A 17,234-nucleotide genomic window follows, 5' to 3' on the forward strand; every position below is an offset into this window, starting at 1 on the left:
CCCCCCCCCCCCCCCCCCCCCCCCCCCCCCCCACCGCTCACCTCAGACCTCTTCGACCGAGCTCGGCTCGCGCCGGGACAGGTCGATGCCCAGCTCCTCCGCGGCGCGGAACACCTCGTCGTCGGTCTCGCGCATCTCCAGGGCCACGCCGTCGCTGGACAGCACCTCGACGTTGAGGCACAGCGACTGCAGCTCCTTGAGCAGCACCTTGAACGACTCCGGAATGCCCGGTTCGGGGATGTTCTCGCCCTTGACGATGGCCTCGTAGACCTTGACCCGGCCGAGGACGTCGTCGGACTTGATCGTCAACAGCTCCTGCAGGGCGTACGCGGCGCCGTACGCCTGCATCGCCCAGCACTCCATCTCGCCGAAGCGCTGACCACCGAACTGCGCCTTACCACCCAGCGGCTGCTGCGTGATCATCGAGTACGGACCGGTCGACCGGGCGTGGATCTTGTCGTCGACCAGGTGGTTGAGCTTCAGGATGTAGATGTAGCCGACCGCGATCGGGTCCGGCAGCGGCTCACCGGAGCGGCCGTCGAACAGCTGCGCCTTGCCGCTGGAACCGATCAGCTGCTTGCCGTCCCGGTTGGGCAGGGTCGACGCCAGCAGGCCGGAGATCTCCTCCTCGCGGGCACCGTCGAAGACCGGCGTGGCCACGTTGGTGTCCGGCTCCGACTCGTGCGCCTCGATGGAGCGCAGCTGGCGCTTCCACTCGGCGTCGTCGCCGTCGACGCTCCACCCCGTCTTCGCCACCCAGCCGAGGTGCGTCTCCAGCACCTGGCCGATGTTCATCCGGGACGGCACACCCAGCGGGTTGAGCACGATGTCGACGGGCGTGCCGTCCTCCAGGAACGGCATGTCCTCGATCGGCAGGATCTTGGAGATGACGCCCTTGTTGCCGTGCCGGCCGGCGAGCTTGTCGCCGTCCTGGATCTTCCGCTTCTGGGCGACGTAGACCCGGACCAGCTCGTTGACGCCCGGCGGCAGCTCGTCGCCGTCCTCGCGGGAGAAGGTACGCACACCGATGACCGTGCCGGTCTCGCCGTGCGGCACCTTCAGCGAGGTGTCGCGGACCTCGCGCGCCTTCTCACCGAAGATCGCGCGGAGCAGCCGCTCCTCCGGGGTCAGCTCGGTCTCGCCCTTGGGCGTGACCTTGCCGACCAGGATGTCGCCGGGGACGACCTCGGCGCCGATCCGGATGATCCCGCGCTCGTCGAGGTCGGCGAGCATCTCCTCGCTGACGTTCGGGATGTCGCGGGTGATCTCCTCCGGGCCGAGCTTGGTGTCCCGGGCGTCGACCTCGTGCTCCTCGATGTGGATCGAGGTGAGGACGTCCTGCTGCACGAGGCGCTGCGACAGGATGATCGCGTCCTCGTAGTTGTGGCCCTCCCAGCACATGAACGCCACGAGCAGGTTGCGCCCGAGCGCCATCTCGCCCTCGTCGGTGCAGGGACCGTCGGCGATGACCTGACCGGCCTCGACGCGGTCGCCCTCGAAGACGACCGGCTTCTGGTTGACGCAGGAGCCGGCGTTGGAGCGGCGGAACTTGTGCAGCAGGTACGTGCGGCGGTGGCCGTCGTCCTGGTGGATCGTGATGTAGTCGGCGCAGAGGTCCTCGATGACGCCACCGACCTCGGCGACGACCACGTCACCGGCGTCGACCGCGGCGCGGTACTCCATGCCGGTGCCGACGAGCGGGGACTCGGCCTTGACCAGCGGCACCGCCTGGCGCTGCATGTTCGCGCCCATCAGTGCCCGGTTGGCGTCGTCGTGCTCGAGGAACGGGATCATCGCGGTCGCGACCGAGGTCATCTGCCGCGGCGACACGTCCATGTAGTCCACGGCGCCCGGAACCACGTCCTCGGTCTCGCCGCCCTTACGGCGGCACAGGACCCGGTCCTCGGCGAAGGTGCCGTCGGCCTTCAGCGGCGCGTTGGCCTGCGCCTTGACGAACCGGTCCTCCTCGTCCGCGGTCAGGTAGTCGATCTGGTCGGTGACCCGACCGTCGACGACCTTCCGGTACGGCGTCTCGATGAAGCCGAACGGGTTGACCCGGGCGAAGGTGGAGAGCGCGCCGATCAGGCCGATGTTCGGGCCTTCCGGCGTCTCGATCGGGCACATCCGGCCGTAGTGGGACGGGTGCACGTCGCGGACCTCGAAGCCGGCCCGCTCCCGGGACAGACCACCCGGGCCGAGCGCGCTCAGCCGGCGCCGGTGGGTCAGGCCCGCCAGCGGGTTGGTCTGGTCCATGAACTGGGACAGCTGCGAGGTGCCGAAGAACTCCTTGATCGCCGCCACCACCGGGCGGATGTTGATCAGGGTCTGCGGCGTGATCGCCTCGACGTCCTGCGTCGTCATCCGCTCGCGGACGACGCGCTCCATCCGGGACAGACCGACCCGGACCTGGTTCTGGATCAGCTCGCCGACGGTACGCAGGCGCCGGTTGCCGAAGTGGTCGATGTCGTCGGCCTCGTAGCCGTCCTCACCGGCGTGCAGCCGGCAGAGGTACTCCACGGTGGCGACGATGTCGTCCTCGGTCAGGGTGCCGGTGGTGATCGGCACCTCCAGCTCGAGCTTCTTGTTGAACTTGTAACGACCGACCTTGGCGACGTCGTACCGCTTCGGGTTGAAGAAGAGGTTGTCGAGCAGGGTCTGGGCGTTCTCGCGGGTCGGCGGCTCGCCAGGGCGGAGCTTCCGGTAGATGTCGAGCAACGCCTCGTCCGCGCCGGCGATGTGGTCCTTCTCGAGCGTGGTCATCATCAGCTCGGACCAGCCGAACCGCTCGCGGATCCGCTCGGCCGACCAACCGACGGCCTTGAGCAGGACCGTGACGGCCTGCCGGCGCTTGCGGTCGATGCGGACGCCGACCGTGTCGCGCTTGTCGATGTCGAACTCGAGCCAGGCACCCCGGCTGGGGATGACCTTGACGCTGGTGAGGTCGCGGTCGGAGGTCTTGTCCGGCTGCTTGTCGAAGTAGACGCCCGGCGAGCGGACGAGCTGGCTGACCACGACGCGCTCGGTGCCGTTGATGATGAAGGTGCCCTTCGGCGTCATCATCGGGAAGTCACCCATGAACACCGTCTGGCTCTTGATCTCGCCGGTGGTGTTGTTGGTGAACTCCGCCGTCACGAACAGCGGGGCGCAGTAGGTCAGGTCCTTCTCCTTGCACTCCTCGATCGAGGCCTTGACCTCGTCGAAGCGCGGAGCCGAGAAGGAGAGCGACATGGTGCCGGAGAAGTCCTCAATGGGACTGATCTCGTCGAGGATCTCCGCGAGACCCGAGCGTGCGTGCGGGTCGTCCGCCGACCGGCCCTGCCAAGCCTCGTTGCCGACGAGCCAGTCGAAGGACTCGTTCTGGATGGCGAGGAGGTTGGGGACCTCGAGGTGTTCGGTGATCCTGCCGAATGAAACTCGGCGGGGAGCGAATGCGCTCGACGTACGACTGGTCTTCGCAGGGCGGGAAGCTGCCAAGATGCGTCCTTCCGAGGACCGGTGCTGCAGAACGGCTGGTACGCGTGCACTCCAATGACCCCACCAGAAATATCCGTAAACGGACATTTCCGAGCAGGGGTCAAGTCGGAAGGCAGCGCAAACTAGCAGTGTAGCCGAGAGGCTAACCGCTGTCCAGCCCACCCCGCAGGTCGTCGCGGAACGTGCCTCGGGCCCCTCGAACCGGGGTCTCACCGGGCCGCTCGGAACGCGGCGTTCCTGCCGGGCCGCTCGGGTGTGGCGGCCGATGGTGTCGCCGCTGCCATTACCCAAGTGGTGGCCGTTGCAAGCGCGGAAGGTCTTGCTGTGTCAGCGTGCCTGTCGGGCCGGTGCCGCGTCAAGGCCCGGCATCCGGGTCGCCGCGTCTTTCCCACCGACGGGCTACCGCCGGGCCCCGGTCGCCGGCCGGTTCGAGGCGTCGACGCCCTGCTCACGCGCCTGCCGCCGGTCCACCAAGACGGCGGGCGGCGATCCACTGTCGGATCACCGCCCGCCGTGACGCGATGTGCCCCGGCTCACCGAGCCGGACGCGCGTCTGGTGGAACGTCAGGTCACTTAAGGGTGACCTTGGCGCCCTCACCCTCGAGCTTGGCCTTCGCCTTCTCGGCGGTCTCCTTGTTGGCCTTCTCCAGGACGGCCTTCGGAGCGGCCTCGACCAGGTCCTTGGCCTCCTTGAGGCCCAGGCCGGTCAGCTCGCGCACGACCTTGATGACCTGGATCTTCTTGCCACCGTCGGCCTCGAGGATGACGTCGAACTCGTCCTTCTCCTCCTCGACCGGGGCGGCGGCGGCCGGGCCGGCCGGGCCGGCGACGGCGACCGGAGCCGCGGCGGTGACCTCGAAGGTCTCCTCGAACTGCTTCACGAACTCGGAGAGCTCGATCAGCGTCATCTCCTTGAACGCGTCGAGCAGCTCGTCGGTGCTGAGCTTCGCCATGTCTGGCGTCCTTTCCTGAATCTGTTAGGTAAGAACTGGGTGCGCCGCGGGGCCTCAGGCCGCCTCGGCGCCCTCCTTCTCGCGCTTGTCCTGCAGGGCGGCCGCCAGACGGGCGGTCTTCGACAGCGGGGCCTGGAACAGGGCCGCGGCCTTGCTCAGGTTGCCCTTCATCGCGCCGGCCAGCTTGGCCAGCAGCACCTCGCGGGACTCCAGGTCGGCGAGCTTCGTGACCTCGGCCGCGGTGATGGCCCTGCCCTCGAAGACACCGCCCTTGATGACGAGCTTCGGGTTGGCCTTCGCGAAGTCGCGAAGCCCCTTCGCCGCCTCGACGACGTCGCCCGAAACGAAAGTCAGCGCGGTAGGACCGGTGAACATCTCGTCGAGGCCGGAAATGCCAGCGTCGGTCGCGGCACGCTTCGCGAGCGTGTTCTTCGCGACCGTGTAGCTGGTCTCCTGACCCAACGAGCGCCGCAGCTGCGTGAGCTGGGAAACCGTCAGACCGCGGTACTCGGTCAGCACCGTGGCGCCCGCGTTGCGGAAGCTCTCGGTCAGCTCAGCGACGGCCGTGGCCTTGTCGGCCCGGATCGGCTTGTCCGCCATGTCCCTCCTCTCTCGTTACTCGAGGCCGGTCACCGTCGTCGGCCGGAGCTTTCGACGGGGGCGCAGGCGCCACGACAACGAGAAAGGCCCCGGCGCAGGGCGCACGGGGCGAGGGCCGGCACACGGACACGGTCGGCGGACCATGCTCAGCACCGAATTTCGCTTACCGCCCTGCGCGGGTCGCCCGTCGTCGCGGGACCTTCGACCGTGCCGGGGCACGGTGACCAGCGGTCTCTGGGTGGAACTTCGGGGCCTAGGTTACGCGAAAGGCCCGCGACCACCAAATCGCCCCCGGGTGCGCCGGGTCACTCCCCGCGCGAGGGACCGGAGGCCGCGCCGGGGTCAGGGCCGGAAGCGCCGCCGCCACAGGTACGCCGCGCCGGCCGCCGCGCTCCAGGCCGCGGCCCAGGCGGTGAGCAGACCCACCCTCGACGCGGCCAGGTCGTCGGCGGCGGCCCGCGCGGTCGCCATCACCGGCGGCGCCAGCCACGGCGCCACCGACCCGCTCAGGCCGAGGACGACCGCGCCGACCCCGCCGAGCGCGAGCACCGCGACGCCGTAGCCCGCGCTGCCCGTCGAGGCGCGGCTGGCCAGCGCCCCGAGCGCCACCGCCGCGGGTACGGCCAGCAGGTGCGCCCACAGCCCGACGGCGATGCCCACCGGCACCGACCGGTCGCCCGGCTCCACAGGGCCGGCGACCCCGCCGACCAGCCACGGGAAGACCAGCGCGACGGCCACCGTGCCGAGCCCGGCCACGCCGGCCGCCAGCAGCCCGGCCAGTCGCTCCCGGCGCACCCCGACCAGCGCCTGGGCCAGCCGGCGCTGCACGTCCGGCTCGACGTCCAGCAGCACCTTGGTCTGCCAGGCGAGCACGGGGAAGAGCACCACCGCCGAGACGCCGTACGCCTCCCCCGGCTGTGCCCGGCCGCCGCCGTAGAGGACGCCGAGGGCCACCAGGCCGGCCAGCAGCGGGGCCAACGCCCGTCCCGTACGCAGGAAGCCCGCCAGCCGCAGCCGGAGCAGCGCGGTCACCGCGCTCCCCCGGTCGTCCCGCCCGTGGCCTCCGGCGCCCCGACGAGGGGCGTCGCGCCGCCGTCCACGGGCCCCGTCGGCGGTCCCTGCGCGCCGTCGGGGGCACCGGGCGGGGCGGGTCGGCGTACGCGAAGGATCTGGTGGCCCTCGGCGCGCAACCGGGCGACGGTGCCGTCGACCCGCGCGGCCGGGACCGCGACCTCGACCACCGCCAGCGCCGCGTCCGCCGACGGCGCGGCCTCGGTGACCGTGCCGTCCGCCACCGTCCACCGGCGGGCGCCGGGCAATCGGGCGATCTCGCCGCGGTGGTCGCTGACCAGCACCGACCCGCCCGCCGCCGCCACCTCGTCGATCACCGCGGGCACCAGGTCCCGGGTCGCGGCGTCGAGGCCCTCCCACGGCTCGTCGAGCACCAGCAGGCCGGGTGGACGCAGCATCGCCTGGGCCAGGCCGACCTTCTGCGCGGTGCCCTTGGACAGCTCCGGCAACCGGACCCGGCGGAACGCGGACAGGCCCAGCCGGGCGGTCCAGTGGTCGACCGCATGGCCGGCGGCGGCCGGATCGAGGCCGGCGACCCGCCCCATGGCGGTCAGGTAGTGCGCGACGGTGAAGGGCTGGTCGGCCGGGAAGCGCTCCGGGACCCACCCGACGTGCCGGGGCCGACCGGTGACCCGCCCCCGGCTCGGCCGCAGCACCCCGGCCGCCACCTGGAGCAGGGTCGACTTGCCCACGCCGTTACGGCCGAGCACGACCACGACCTCACCGGGGCCGACCCGCACCGCGGCTTCCCGCAGCACCCACGGGCCCCGCCGCCGGTAACGCAGCCAGACGTTCTCCAGGCGCACCGGCCGAGCATGCCACAACCGACACGGAACGGGGCGCCGCCACGATGTGGCGACGCCCCGTCACGGGTGCGGATGCTCAGCCCTCGGCCGAGGCCTCCTGCAGGTTCTTCACCACGTTGGGGTCGACCGGGACGCCCGGGCCCATGGTGGTGGTGAGGGTGACCTTCTTGAGGTACTTGCCCTTCGCGGCGGACGGCTTGGCCCGCAGGACCTCGTCGAGGACCGCCGCGTAGTTGTCGATCAGCTGGGACTCGGAGAACGAGGCCTTGCCGATGATCAGGTGCAGGTTGGAGTGCTTGTCCACCCGGAAGGTGATCTTACCGCCCTTGATGTCCGAGACGGCCTTGGTGACGTCCATGGTCACGGTGCCGGTCTTCGGGTTCGGCATGAGACCGCGCGGGCCCAGGATCCGCGCGATCCGGCCGATCTTGGCCATCTGGTCCGGCGTGGCGATCGCCGCGTCGAAGTCGAGCCAACCGCCCTGGATCCGGGCGACCAGCTCGTCGGTGCCCACCTCGTCCGCACCGGCGGCGGCGGCCTCCTCGGCCTTCGCGCCGGCGGCGAAGACGATCACGCGGGCGGTCTTACCGGTGCCGTGCGGCAGGTTGACCACGCCACGGACCATCTGGTCCGCCTTGCGGGGGTCGACGCCGAGGCGCATGGCGACCTCGACCGTGGCGTCGAACTTGGCGGTGGTGGTGTCCTTGGCCAGCTTCACGGCCTCGGCGGGGGTGTAGAGCTTCGACCGGTCGATGACCTCGGCGGCCTTGCGGTAGCTCTTGCTGCGCTGCATGTTCTGCGTACTCCTGTGGTCTATGGCGGGCCGCGTCGTCCGCGCGCCCTCCCACGAACTGATCGGGTGAGTGCTGACCAGCGTCAGTCGTTGACGGTGATGCCCATCGACCGGGCGGTGCCGGCGATGATCTTCGCAGCCTGGTCGATGTCGTTGGCGTTGAGGTCGACCATCTTCTTCTCGGCGATCTCACGCACCTGGGCCTGCGACACCGAGCCGACCTTGTCCTTCTGCGGGACGCCCGAGCCCTTCTCCACCCCGGCGGCCTTGAGCAGCAGCCGGGCGGCGGGCGGGGTCTTCAGGACGAAGGTGAAGCTGCGGTCCTCGTAGACGCTGATCTCGGCGGGGACGATGTCGCCCCGCTGGGACTCGGTCTGCGCGTTGTAGGACTTGCAGAACTCCATGATGTTCACGCCGTGCTGGCCGAGCGCCGGGCCGACGGGCGGCGCCGGCGTGGCCTGGCCCGCCTTCAGCTGAAGCGTGAAAGTCTTGACGAGCTTCTTCTTCGGAGGCATGTCTCTTCCTGGGGCTTGAAACTGGGAAAGGTGCCGGCCGCAGGCGCGCACGGTCAGCGCGATGCGACAGCGACGACGTTCTAGAGTAGCGCAGCGTTCCGCCGCCGCCTGCGTCGAGGTCGGGCCGGAGGGCGGAACGGGTACGCCGGCGGCGGGCCGCTGCCCACCGCCGGCGCTCCGGACGTCAGATCTTGGCGACCTGGTTGAAGTTCAGCTCCACCGGCGTCTCGCGGCCGAAGATCGACACCAGCACCTTGAGCTTCTGCTGGTCGGCGTTGATCTCACTGATCGTGGCCGGCAGCGAGGCGAAGGCGCCGTCGGTGACGGTGACCGAGTCGCCGACCTCGAAGTCGAGGACCTTGATCTCGGGCTTGGCCTTCTTCTGCTCGGTCTCGATCGCCGGCGCCAGCCACTTCAGCACCTCGTCGAGCGAGAGCGGGGCCGGGCGGTCGGCCCGGTCCGTCGCGCCCACGAAGCCGGTGACGCCCGGCGTGTTGCGCACGCAGGAGTAGGACTCGGCGGTCAGCTCCATCCGGACCAGGATGTAGCCCGGGAAGACCTTGGCCTGGATCTGCGACCGCTTCCCGTTCTTGACCTCCACCTCTTCCCGGGTCGGCACCTCGACCTGGTAGATGTAGTCCTCCATGTCGAGGCTCGTGATCCGGGTCTCGAGGTTGGTCTTGACCTTGTTCTCGTAGCCGGCGTACGAGTGCACCACGTACCAGTCGCCCGGCGCGTAGCGCAGCTTCTGCCGCAGCTCGGCGACCGGGTCGTAGTCCTCGTCCGGTGCGGGCTCGGTGGTGGGGAACTCCGGCTCGCTGGCGGCCTCGACCGACTCGTCACCAGCCGCCGTCGCCACCGTGGACTGCTCGTCCGTGGTCTCGGCGGTCTCGTCGTACTCAGGCACGCTCGCTCACTTCCGTCACTATCGGCTCAGTCGGCCGGTCAGCTGGGGTTGCCGAAGACCCACAGCACGCCCTTCGCGAAGGCGAAGTCAAGGCCGGCCACGATCGTCAGCATCACCGTGACGAAGGCGACCACCACGGCCGTGTAGGTCAGCAGCTCCTTGCGGGTCGGCCAGATGACCTTACGCAGTTCCGCCACGACCTCGCGGATGAATCGGGCGATGCGGCCGAACAGACCCACCCGCTCGGTATCCGCCCTGGTCTTCGGACGGCTGTCCGCCGAATCCGCCTTCGCCCGCGAACGCGTCGCGGTGCCGCCGCGGGAAACCGGCTCCTCGGCGTCGGTGGCGTCGTCGTCGGCCACGTCGTCGACGACCTCGTCGTGCAGACGGTCGTCGCCGGCGTCCTCGCCGCGCCGCTTCTTGTCGGCCACTTCGCCCTCCGTCGCGGGATGTCGGGGTCGCACGCTGTCGGGCGTGCGCGGCGTTAGGTCACGCCGGCCGGACCAACCGTCCCGCGACGGGCCGCGGCCGGCGGATCAGCCGGGAGGGCCCGAATGCCTCGGAGCCACCCCGCCGATGCCACCACCACGGGCCGGACGCCGCCGTACGGCGCCGCGACCCACGGGAACGGTCAGGCCTGAGGCGCAGGGGTGACAGGACTTGAACCTGCAGCCTGCGGTTTTGGAGACCGCTGCTCTGCCAATTGAGCTACACCCCTGTGCGGCAATGCTCGCCCCGCCCGGTCATGCACGACCGTGCAGGGGTTACTTGCCCCACGGCGGACCAGTGTACGGGTAGCGGCACGACTTTCCCAACCGGTCTGCCCCTCGCGCGTCGAGAGCCTGGTCAGCGCGCTGCCCGGACGGTCGCCCGCGCCTGCGACAGCACCTTCTCGCCCCGACACACGGCGGTCACGTCCAGCCTGGTCAGGCCGTCCTCGGTGACCTCCCGGACCACCGCCGTGACCTCGATCTCGGTGCCCTCGTCGTCGTCCGGGACGACCACCGGCCGGGTGAAGCGGACGTTGTAGTCGACGATCGCGTCGGGCGCCCCGGCCCACTCGGCGACCGCGCGGCCGACCAGCGCCATGGTGAACATGCCGTGGGCGATCACGCCCGGCAGACCCACCTTCGTGGCGGTCCGGTCGCTCCAGTGGATCGGGTTGAAGTCCCCCGAGGCGCCGGCGTAGCGGACCAGGTCCGCGCGCGTCACCCGGAACGTCCTGGCTGGCAGCTCCATCTCAGCCCTCCCCGCGTACGACGAGCTTCGACCAGACGGTCACCACCGGCTCGCCGGCCGGGGTGGCGACCTCGGTGCGGGTGGTCAGGAAGCCGTGCCCGCCACGGCTGCTGACGTCGTCGATGACGCTGACGCAGACCAGCTCGTCCCCCGCCACCACCGGACGGGTGTAGGCGAAGCGCTGGTCGCCGTGGACGACGCGGCTGTAGTCGACGCCGAGGGCCGGGTCGTCGATGATCTGCTGGTTGGCCGCCATCGTGAGCACGATGGGGAAGGTCGGCGGGGCGACCACGTCCGGGTGGCCGAGCGCACGCGCGGCCTCCGGGTCGTGGTGGGCCGGATCGGCGGCGCCGATCGCCGTGGCGAACTCGCGGATCTTTTCTCGGCCCACCTGATAGGGGGCGGTCGGCGGATACGTCCGGCCGACGAAGGACGGGTCCAGGGACATGCCGCGAACCTACACGCAAACGCCGATCGCCGATCCGTACGGTCGGCGGCGGCCGGAGCCGCGCCGTCCCTACGGACCGGCGATCGGGAAGTGCCAGAGGACCGGGCCGGCGGACGCCGGCCGTGGGTCAGCGGGTCTCGCGGTGGACCGTGTGCTTGCCGTCCCGCGGGCAGAACTTCTTCAGCTCGATGCGGTCGGGGTCGTTACGACGGTTCTTGCGCGTGATGTAGTTGCGCTCCTTGCACTCCACACACGCCAAAGTGATCTTCGGCCGGACATCGGTCGCCTTCGCCACGGCGGAGTGCCTTCCTCGCTACGGATAACAACTACGGCGCATCAGCCTACGCGCTGACGGCGCGGACATGCAAAGTGGGCGCCTGTGGCGCCCATCCCACCGACCGCCGGGAGCTGGCCCGGTGGACGAGAGTAGCGGTGGCCGGACTTGAACCGGCGACACAGCGATTATGAGCCGCTTGCTCTGCCATCTGAGCTACACCGCCGTGGCGGGTCCAGCCGGACCCTCTGAGCCCCCTTACGGAATCGAACCGTAGACCTTCTCCTTACCATGGAGACGCTCTGCCGACTGAGCTAAGGGGGCCTGCGCGATCTCCCCGGGGGGTGACGCGCAGGGGATACATTACACGGCCGTGCGGCGGAGATGAAATCGGATCCCCCACGGGGGCGTTTCCGCAGATCAGGGCACGGCCCGCAGCCGGGGCAGCTCCCCCGGGGAGATCGTCTCCGGGTCCACCTGGGCGCCGAACCAGGCCTCCAGGCGCTCGTACGGCAGCGGCCGGCTGAACAGGAAGCCCTGGCCGATCTCACAGCCGATGTCCTGGAGCAGCTCCAGGGTCAGCTCGCTCTCCACGCCCTCGGCGACCACGGCCAGGCCGAACTGCTGGGAGAGCGTGACCACCGCGTTGACGATCGCCAGGTCGCCCGGATCCGTCGCCATGCCCTGCACGAAGGAACGGTCGACCTTCACCTCGTGCACCGGCAGCCGGCGCAGGTGGGCCAGGGACGAGTCGCCGGTGCCGAAGTCGTCCACCGACAGCCGTACGCCGAGGTCGCGCAGCCGCCGCAGGGTCGGGATGGGCCGGTCGGTGCCGTCCAGCACCCCGGCCTCCTTGATCTCCAGCGTGAGCCGCTGCGGCGGTACGCCGTACTCGTCGAGCAGCTCCTTGACGCGGGCCGGGAAGTGCTGGTCGGTGAGCGTACGGGCGGAGAGGTTGACCGCGACGGCGAGCGGCTGGCCGGCGTGCGTCCAGTCCCGGCTGCGCCGCAGCCCCTCGCGGAGCACGAACTCGGTGAACCGGCCGAGCTGTCCGGTGTGCTCGGCCACCGCCACGAAGTCCTCCGGGGCGACCGTGCCGTGCGCCGGGTGCTCCCAGCGGGCCAGGCACTCCACGCCGACCAGCCGGCGGTCCCGCAGCGTCACCTTGGGCTGGAAGTAGACCTCCAGCTCGTCGTCGTCGAGCGCGCGCCGCAGGTCGCCGGCGAGGCCGAGCCGCCGCAGCGACCGGGACTCCAGCGCCGGGCTGAACAGCTGCACGCTGCCCGGCACGGACTTGGCCGCCGTCGCCGCCAGGTCCACCCGTTGCAGCAGGGAGGCGGCGTCGCTGCCGTGGTCGGGGTGCACGGCGACACCGACCGCCGTGTCCACGTCGAGGGTGAGCGCGTCGAAGACCATCTCGTCGCGGATCTGCTCGCGCAGCTGCGCGGCAAGCTCCGTCGCCGCCTCGGTGCTCTCCAGGCGCAGCGTCACCAGGAACTCGTCGCCGCCGGCCCGCCCGACCAGGGCCGAGGAGGGCACGCAGGAGCGCAGCCGGTTGGCGACCTCCACCAGGACCTTGTCGCCGGCGGCGTGCCCGAGCGACTCGTTGACCTGGCGCAGCCGGTCGACGTCGAACAGCAGCAGGGCCACCACCTCGCCCGGCGCCCGGATCTTGACGGCCTCCCCCAGCGCGTCGGTGATCCGCCGCCGGTTGGGCAGCCTGGTCAGGGTGTCGTGGCCGGCGTCGTGCCGGAGCCGGTCCACCAGCCGCGAGTTCTCCAACGCCACCGCCGCGTGCGCCGCCACCGTCTCGAATAGAGGCACGTCGGTGCGGACGAAGTAGTTGCTGTCGCCCAGCCGGTTGGCCACCTCCAGCGTGCCGATGACCGCCTGACCGGACCGCAGCGGAAGGACGATCACGTCCTTGACCCCGTGCGTCGAGAGCGAGGCGCGCAGGTCGGCGTCGGTCGTCAGTCCTCGACCGACGGCGACGGTGCGGCCCTCGTCCCGGGCACGTTCGCGCAGGACGGCCGGGGTCTTCGCGAAGTCGAGCAGACCGGAGGCGTCGTTGCGCGCGGTCAGCAGCACCTCGGGGTGTCTGCCCTGGGCGGGCAGCCAGAGCGTGGCGTACTCCGCCTGCATGAGCGCCCGCACGCGGCCCAGGAGGGCGTCGGGCAGCGTGCCGTACTCGCCGCTCTCGCTGACCGCGCGGCTCAGCTCGTACATGTCGGTGAGGGTGCGGTGCTGCCGGAAGAACTGCGCGTACGCCCGGTAGACGAAGGCCAGGGCGACGAGGAGGGTCCCCAGCAGCAGCAGCGACCACCACGTGGTCGCGACGAGAATGAGGACGATGATGCCGATGGCGATGTTGATCATCGCTGCCAGGAGCCCCGGCATGGACTGCCGGAGCGCGCCCCGTCCCGCCTGCCAGCCCTGCAACAGCGTGTGCACGCCGGCGACCGAGGCCATGCTCAGCAGGTTCACCATGCTGGCCGCGAAGAACAACTCCAGCCAGGTGGCCGGGCCGACACCCTCGACGGGCGGCAGGGCCTGGAGCACGAGGACGGCCAGCGACGAACCCGCGGCAGCCCGGCCCACGTTGAACCAGAACTTCGTCGCGCCGAACCGGTGCCTGAGGTGGGACACCGCCGACGCGACCGTGTAGATCACGACGACCGTCAGCGGCTCGACGAGATAGAACGCCAGGACCAGCGGGATCTCGGTCAGGGTCACGCCGAGGGACTGCCGCCGGACGGTGAAGTTCAGTACCGGGATTCCGGCGGCCACCATGGCCGCGAGGAGTGGCAGCGCGAGCGACCACCCGCCGAACGGCTGCGGCGCGACCAGGCCGACCGCCGTCGTGCAGACAATGGCGATCAGGGCCAACGGCCCGGTGATCAGCCATGCGTATTCAGTCGAGCGGGGGCCGGTGGGGCCACGACCCGCCATCCCGTGCCCCCTTACCGGCCCGCCGGTATCACGTCATCGAGCGGTGGTTCCTCAGCGAGGCGCGGGCATGTTCCAGATGATGTCGGCGGTCTGGAGATCTCCGGATCCCTGGAAATCACCGACCAGGACGCCGCTCGCGAGAGCGGCGAGCGCGAAAAGCGAGCCAAGCAGCCGGCCGAGCTTTCGACGAGACATGGTTGCTCCTGCAGGGGAAGTGTCACGGGGATGGTGGAGGTCCCACGATCGTGCCACAAGGCAGGTACCCAGAAAAGCCGTGCGGGCACCGCCGGACCGAGCGTCGGTGACGTTCCGCCGTTCGGCCCAGGGGACGCCCCGACCGAGCCCTGATCACGGGGCTGAGTGGGCACCGTGCACTTCGCACATTGCGGAATGCGACCTTCCGCGCAATTGGGGGAAGGTCCGGGAGTCCAGACGTACCCACCTTCACCAGGGACGATGTCGCGCCGAGGACGAACTCGACCGGACATCGACCACGATACTCGTTCTGCGCCAGCGCGCCAGGGCTCTGACGAGGGACCGACAAAGCCCGTACCGCAGTCGCGGCGCCAGGAGGACGGCCCGCCACCGGCACCCGGGCCCCGCGCGGTGGCGGGAGGATCCCGCCGGGCACGTGAACCGGCCCGCCGGGGACCGCCGCTCCGACGCACCCTCGGTCGCCCTCCGGCATCGGCCACCCGTCGCGGAACGTTGCGGCGGATGATGGCCGAGGAGCTGGTCGTCAGCGGGTCAGCTGCCGGCGCTTGTGCGACAGGTCGGTGTGGTGGTGGGCGCCGCGGTGGCAGTCGGGATCGGTGTGCACGGTGGCGCTGGTCAGCCGGGGCACGGCGTGGGTGAGCTGGTGTTCGGCGTCGGCGGCGATCTCGTGGGCGGCGACGAGGCTGAGATGGGTGTCCACGACGAGTTCGGCTTCGGCGTGGAGCCGGTGGCCGATCCAGCGGAGCCGGACCGTGGTGACGTCGCGGACGCCGTCGACGGCGCGCAGCGTGGTCTCGGCCTGGTCGACGATGGCGGGGTCGACGGCGTCCATGAGGCGTCGGTAGACCTCGCGGGCGGCGTCCTTGAGGACGAAGCTGATGGCGACGGCGATGGCCAGGCCGACGACCGGGTCGGCCCAGCGCCAGCCGAGGGCGGCCCCGCCGGCGGCGAGGAGCACGGCGAGGGAGGTGTAGCCGTCGGCGCGGGCGTGCAGGCCGTCGGCGACCAGGGCGGCGGAGCCGATCCGGCGGCCGACCCGGATGCGGTAGCGGGCGACCAGCTCGTTGCCGACGAAGCCGACGAAGCCGGCGGCAGCCACCCAGGGCAGGTGGGTCACCTCGGCCGGATGCAGCAACCGGGCGACGGCGGTCCAGGCGGCGGCGACGGCGGACGCGGCGATGACCGCGACGATGACGATGCCGGCGATGTCCTCGGCCCGGCCGTAGCCGTAGGTGTAGGCACGGGTGGCGGCCCGCCGGCCGAGCACGAAGGCGATCGCCAGGGGTACGGCGGTCAGGGCGTCGGCGACGTTGTGCAGGGTGTCGCCGAGCAGGGCGACCGAGCCGGACAGCACGACGATGACGGCCTGGGCGACGGCGGTGATCCCGAGGCCGGCGAGTGAGATCCACAGGGCGCGTAGACCTTCGCGGGAGGACTCCAAAGCCGGGTCGACCTTCGCGCGGGAGTCGTGCGAGTGGGGGACGACCGCGTGGGTCAGCCGATGCCGCCAGGCGGCGAGCAGACCCTCGTGGTGGTGGCCGTGATCGTGCGGGTGGTCGTGGCGGTCGTGGTCGTGGTCGTGGTCGTGGTCGGCCGGATGGTCGTGGCCCCGGTCGTGCTCACTGTGGTCGTGGTCGTTCACCGCGCCTCCCGACGTCCCCCACCGGATCGTGGACCGGCATTCCCGACGACGGCGATAATATGTGCTCATGTACGCACGCGACAATGTTGCAGGTGCCAACGACCTGCAACAACGCCTCCCCGCCGACAGCCAGGTCGAGGCAGCGACCGAGATGTTGCGGATGCTCGCCGACGGCACGCGGCTGCGGTTGATGTGGCTGCTCGTCGACGGCGAGCACGACGTGACCGGGCTGGTGGCGGCGCTGGGGGTGGCGCGACCGGCGGTGTCGCAGCACCTGGGCAAGCTGCGGCTGGCAGGACTGGTCACGGTGCGGCGCGACGGCCGGCGCGCGTGGTACAGCGCCCGGGGAGGGCATGTGCGTCGGCTGGTGACCGAGGTCATGCACGCCGCGTCGCACCGGGTGGCGGGCATCCCCGAGCACGACTGACCGCCCCGGGCAGAGGGCTTGGCGTGGGGGCCGGCGAACCGCTCGCGGCCGGGCTGCGCTGAATACGTCGGCCACAGCGGAGGGGCGATGACGGATCATGTGACGGTGCCCGGTCAAGACGCCCTCGTCCGCCTCCAGGACGCCGCCGTCCTGTGGAGTGTCAACCCGGCCACGGCGGCCGACGTGATCGAGGCCGCCTGCGACTGCCTCATGGCGGGCGTGGACAGTCCGACCCTTCGGATCCTCGCCGGCGTCTCGCCCGAAAAGGGCAGCGAGAGCGACGAGCTGCGGCGTTGGCTGGAAGACGCTCTGGCGGAACTTTCCCTGACCTACTACCAGGAGGGGAGCCGAGAGGGCGAAGAGGAGGCCCTCCGGATCATGGCGCGGCGCGCGCTCGCACACACCATCACGCCTCGCGACCTCGCATCCTGGACGTACGCCTTCATGGCCTGGGAGGGCACCCCGCTGGCAGCCGAGCTGATCGCCCTTGAAGACGCCTACCTCTACGTGGATTCCGTCTACAACGGGCACCCGTACACGGGCACCACGACCGCGGACCTCGACGTGGACGTCATGGCAGAGGCCCGACGCCTGATCGGCGATGTCACGGCCGAGGACAGCTGAACCAGGAACGCTCATCCGAGCGCATCGCCGATCATGTCGTTCATGGTGCCGCCTCAATCCGCAACCCAGTCGTCGGCGGCTGGGCTCAACTGGACCCGGCCATGCCAACGACAACGGCCCCCGATCAGCATTCCTGCTGGTCAGGGGCCGTTGGTGCTCCTGGCGGCGGGTAGAGGATTCGAACCTCTGTAGCTTTCGCGACGGATTTACAGGGCGTCCGCGAGTTTGCCTCGGTCAGCGTCTCTGAGCTGGCGATTTTGCCTGCGGGGCCGGCACGGGCCGAGCCGCCGCCCACC

The 17,234-nt window shown here is 70.7% G+C and carries 17 protein-coding genes and 3 tRNA genes; 2 read left to right on the forward strand and 18 right to left on the reverse strand.

The window, feature by feature from the left end:
• Positions 1 to 42 precede the first annotated feature (42 nt).
• From rpoB to ACSNN9_RS15290, 18 genes are all read right to left on the reverse strand, one after another.
• A complete protein-coding gene (gene rpoB, locus ACSNN9_RS15205; RefSeq protein WP_357872445.1) occupies positions 43 to 3,474 on the reverse strand; it encodes a DNA-directed RNA polymerase subunit beta in 3,432 nt (1,143 codons plus the stop codon).
• A gap of 569 nt (positions 3,475 to 4,043) precedes the next feature.
• Positions 4,044 to 4,427, reverse strand: coding sequence for a 50S ribosomal protein L7/L12 (gene rplL / locus ACSNN9_RS15210; RefSeq protein ID WP_436673778.1), 384 nt, complete (start codon positions 4,425 to 4,427; stop codon positions 4,044 to 4,046).
• Positions 4,428 to 4,481: 54 nt separating this feature from the next.
• Positions 4,482 to 5,027 (reverse strand): 50S ribosomal protein L10, encoded by a 546-nt coding sequence (gene rplJ / locus ACSNN9_RS15215; protein ID WP_088998343.1) that lies wholly within the window; start codon positions 5,025 to 5,027, stop codon positions 4,482 to 4,484.
• A 342-nt stretch (positions 5,028 to 5,369) separates the two neighbouring features.
• A complete protein-coding gene (locus ACSNN9_RS15220; RefSeq protein ID WP_436673780.1) occupies positions 5,370 to 6,059 on the reverse strand; it encodes a hypothetical protein in 690 nt (229 codons plus the stop codon).
• Positions 6,056 to 6,904, reverse strand: a complete 849-nt coding sequence (locus ACSNN9_RS15225) for an ATP-binding cassette domain-containing protein (RefSeq protein ID WP_436673782.1) — start codon at positions 6,902 to 6,904, stop codon at positions 6,056 to 6,058. Before ACSNN9_RS15225 ends, ACSNN9_RS15220 begins: the two co-directional genes overlap by 4 nt.
• 76 nt (positions 6,905 to 6,980) lie before the next feature.
• Positions 6,981 to 7,697, reverse strand: coding sequence for a 50S ribosomal protein L1 (rplA, locus tag ACSNN9_RS15230; protein ID WP_358089213.1), 717 nt, complete (start codon positions 7,695 to 7,697; stop codon positions 6,981 to 6,983).
• A gap of 83 nt (positions 7,698 to 7,780) precedes the next feature.
• A complete protein-coding gene (rplK, locus tag ACSNN9_RS15235; protein WP_334607504.1) occupies positions 7,781 to 8,212 on the reverse strand; it encodes a 50S ribosomal protein L11 in 432 nt (143 codons plus the stop codon).
• Between the two features lie 184 nt (positions 8,213 to 8,396).
• Positions 8,397 to 9,119, reverse strand: a complete 723-nt coding sequence (gene nusG, locus ACSNN9_RS15240; RefSeq protein WP_357872431.1) for a transcription termination/antitermination protein NusG — start codon at positions 9,117 to 9,119, stop codon at positions 8,397 to 8,399.
• A 38-nt stretch (positions 9,120 to 9,157) separates the two neighbouring features.
• The gene (gene secE / locus ACSNN9_RS15245) at positions 9,158 to 9,550 is read right to left on the reverse strand and encodes a preprotein translocase subunit SecE (protein ID WP_436673786.1); all 393 of its coding nucleotides are present in this window, start codon (positions 9,548 to 9,550) and stop codon (positions 9,158 to 9,160) included.
• Between the two features lie 214 nt (positions 9,551 to 9,764).
• Positions 9,765 to 9,837 (reverse strand) — tRNA-Trp (locus ACSNN9_RS15250).
• 128 nt (positions 9,838 to 9,965) lie between these two features.
• On the reverse strand, positions 9,966 to 10,358 hold the full coding sequence (locus ACSNN9_RS15255) for a MaoC family dehydratase (RefSeq protein WP_357872425.1): 393 nt from the start codon (positions 10,356 to 10,358) through the stop codon (positions 9,966 to 9,968).
• Position 10,359: 1 nt separating this feature from the next.
• Positions 10,360 to 10,806 (reverse strand): MaoC family dehydratase N-terminal domain-containing protein, encoded by a 447-nt coding sequence (locus tag ACSNN9_RS15260; RefSeq protein WP_121399901.1) that lies wholly within the window; start codon positions 10,804 to 10,806, stop codon positions 10,360 to 10,362.
• Between the two features lie 127 nt (positions 10,807 to 10,933).
• Positions 10,934 to 11,101 carry a 50S ribosomal protein L33 gene (rpmG, locus tag ACSNN9_RS15265; RefSeq protein ID WP_013288652.1) on the reverse strand — a complete coding sequence of 56 codons (168 nt, stop codon included), beginning with the start codon at positions 11,099 to 11,101 and terminating at the stop codon, positions 10,934 to 10,936.
• Between the two features lie 132 nt (positions 11,102 to 11,233).
• Positions 11,234 to 11,306: transfer RNA gene (locus ACSNN9_RS15270), tRNA-Met, on the reverse strand.
• A gap of 25 nt (positions 11,307 to 11,331) precedes the next feature.
• Positions 11,332 to 11,404 (reverse strand) — tRNA-Thr (locus ACSNN9_RS15275).
• Positions 11,405 to 11,500: 96 nt separating this feature from the next.
• Positions 11,501 to 14,029, reverse strand: coding sequence for a putative bifunctional diguanylate cyclase/phosphodiesterase (locus ACSNN9_RS15280; protein ID WP_436673789.1), 2,529 nt, complete (start codon positions 14,027 to 14,029; stop codon positions 11,501 to 11,503).
• A gap of 51 nt (positions 14,030 to 14,080) precedes the next feature.
• Positions 14,081 to 14,224: a hypothetical protein gene (locus ACSNN9_RS15285; RefSeq protein ID WP_436673791.1), complete on the reverse strand. Its 144-nt coding sequence runs from the start codon at positions 14,222 to 14,224 to the stop codon at positions 14,081 to 14,083.
• A gap of 544 nt (positions 14,225 to 14,768) precedes the next feature.
• Positions 14,769 to 15,887 carry a cation diffusion facilitator family transporter gene (locus ACSNN9_RS15290; RefSeq protein WP_436673793.1) on the reverse strand — a complete coding sequence of 373 codons (1,119 nt, stop codon included), beginning with the start codon at positions 15,885 to 15,887 and terminating at the stop codon, positions 14,769 to 14,771.
• 67 nt (positions 15,888 to 15,954) lie between these two features.
• On the opposite strand from ACSNN9_RS15290, the gene ACSNN9_RS15295 reads away from it, so the two are divergent.
• On the forward strand, positions 15,955 to 16,314 hold the full coding sequence (locus ACSNN9_RS15295) for an ArsR/SmtB family transcription factor (protein ID WP_436673794.1): 360 nt from the start codon (positions 15,955 to 15,957) through the stop codon (positions 16,312 to 16,314).
• 87 nt (positions 16,315 to 16,401) lie between these two features.
• Complete coding sequence (locus ACSNN9_RS15300; RefSeq protein ID WP_436673796.1) at positions 16,402 to 16,938, forward strand: hypothetical protein; 537 nt, start codon at positions 16,402 to 16,404, stop codon at positions 16,936 to 16,938.
• Positions 16,939 to 17,234 lie beyond the last annotated feature (296 nt).

Source organism: Micromonospora sp. URMC 107 (genome assembly GCF_051386315.1).
Lineage (GTDB): Bacteria > Actinomycetota > Actinomycetes > Mycobacteriales > Micromonosporaceae > Micromonospora.

Bases quoted from the DNA above. Each gene is read 5' to 3' on its own strand.
- rplL (WP_436673778.1), bottom strand. From the start codon at position 4,427: ATGGCGAAGCTCAGCACCGACGAGCTGCTCGACGCGTTCAAGGAGATG.
- rplJ (WP_088998343.1), bottom strand. From the start codon at position 5,027: ATGGCGGACAAGCCGATCCGGGCCGACAAGGCCACGGCCGTCGCTGAG.
- rplA (WP_358089213.1), bottom strand. From the start codon at position 7,697: ATGCAGCGCAGCAAGAGCTACCGCAAGGCCGCCGAGGTCATCGACCGG.
- rplK (WP_334607504.1), bottom strand. From the start codon at position 8,212: ATGCCTCCGAAGAAGAAGCTCGTCAAGACTTTCACGCTTCAGCTGAAG.
- ACSNN9_RS15255 (WP_357872425.1), bottom strand. From the start codon at position 10,358: ATGGAGCTGCCAGCCAGGACGTTCCGGGTGACGCGCGCGGACCTGGTC.
- ACSNN9_RS15260 (WP_121399901.1), bottom strand. From the start codon at position 10,806: ATGTCCCTGGACCCGTCCTTCGTCGGCCGGACGTATCCGCCGACCGCC.
- ACSNN9_RS15280 (WP_436673789.1), bottom strand. From the start codon at position 14,029: ATGGCGGGTCGTGGCCCCACCGGCCCCCGCTCGACTGAATACGCATGG.
- ACSNN9_RS15285 (WP_436673791.1), bottom strand. From the start codon at position 14,224: ATGTCTCGTCGAAAGCTCGGCCGGCTGCTTGGCTCGCTTTTCGCGCTC.
- ACSNN9_RS15295 (WP_436673794.1), top strand. From the start codon at position 15,955: ATGTACGCACGCGACAATGTTGCAGGTGCCAACGACCTGCAACAACGC.
- ACSNN9_RS15300 (WP_436673796.1), top strand. From the start codon at position 16,402: ATGACGGATCATGTGACGGTGCCCGGTCAAGACGCCCTCGTCCGCCTC.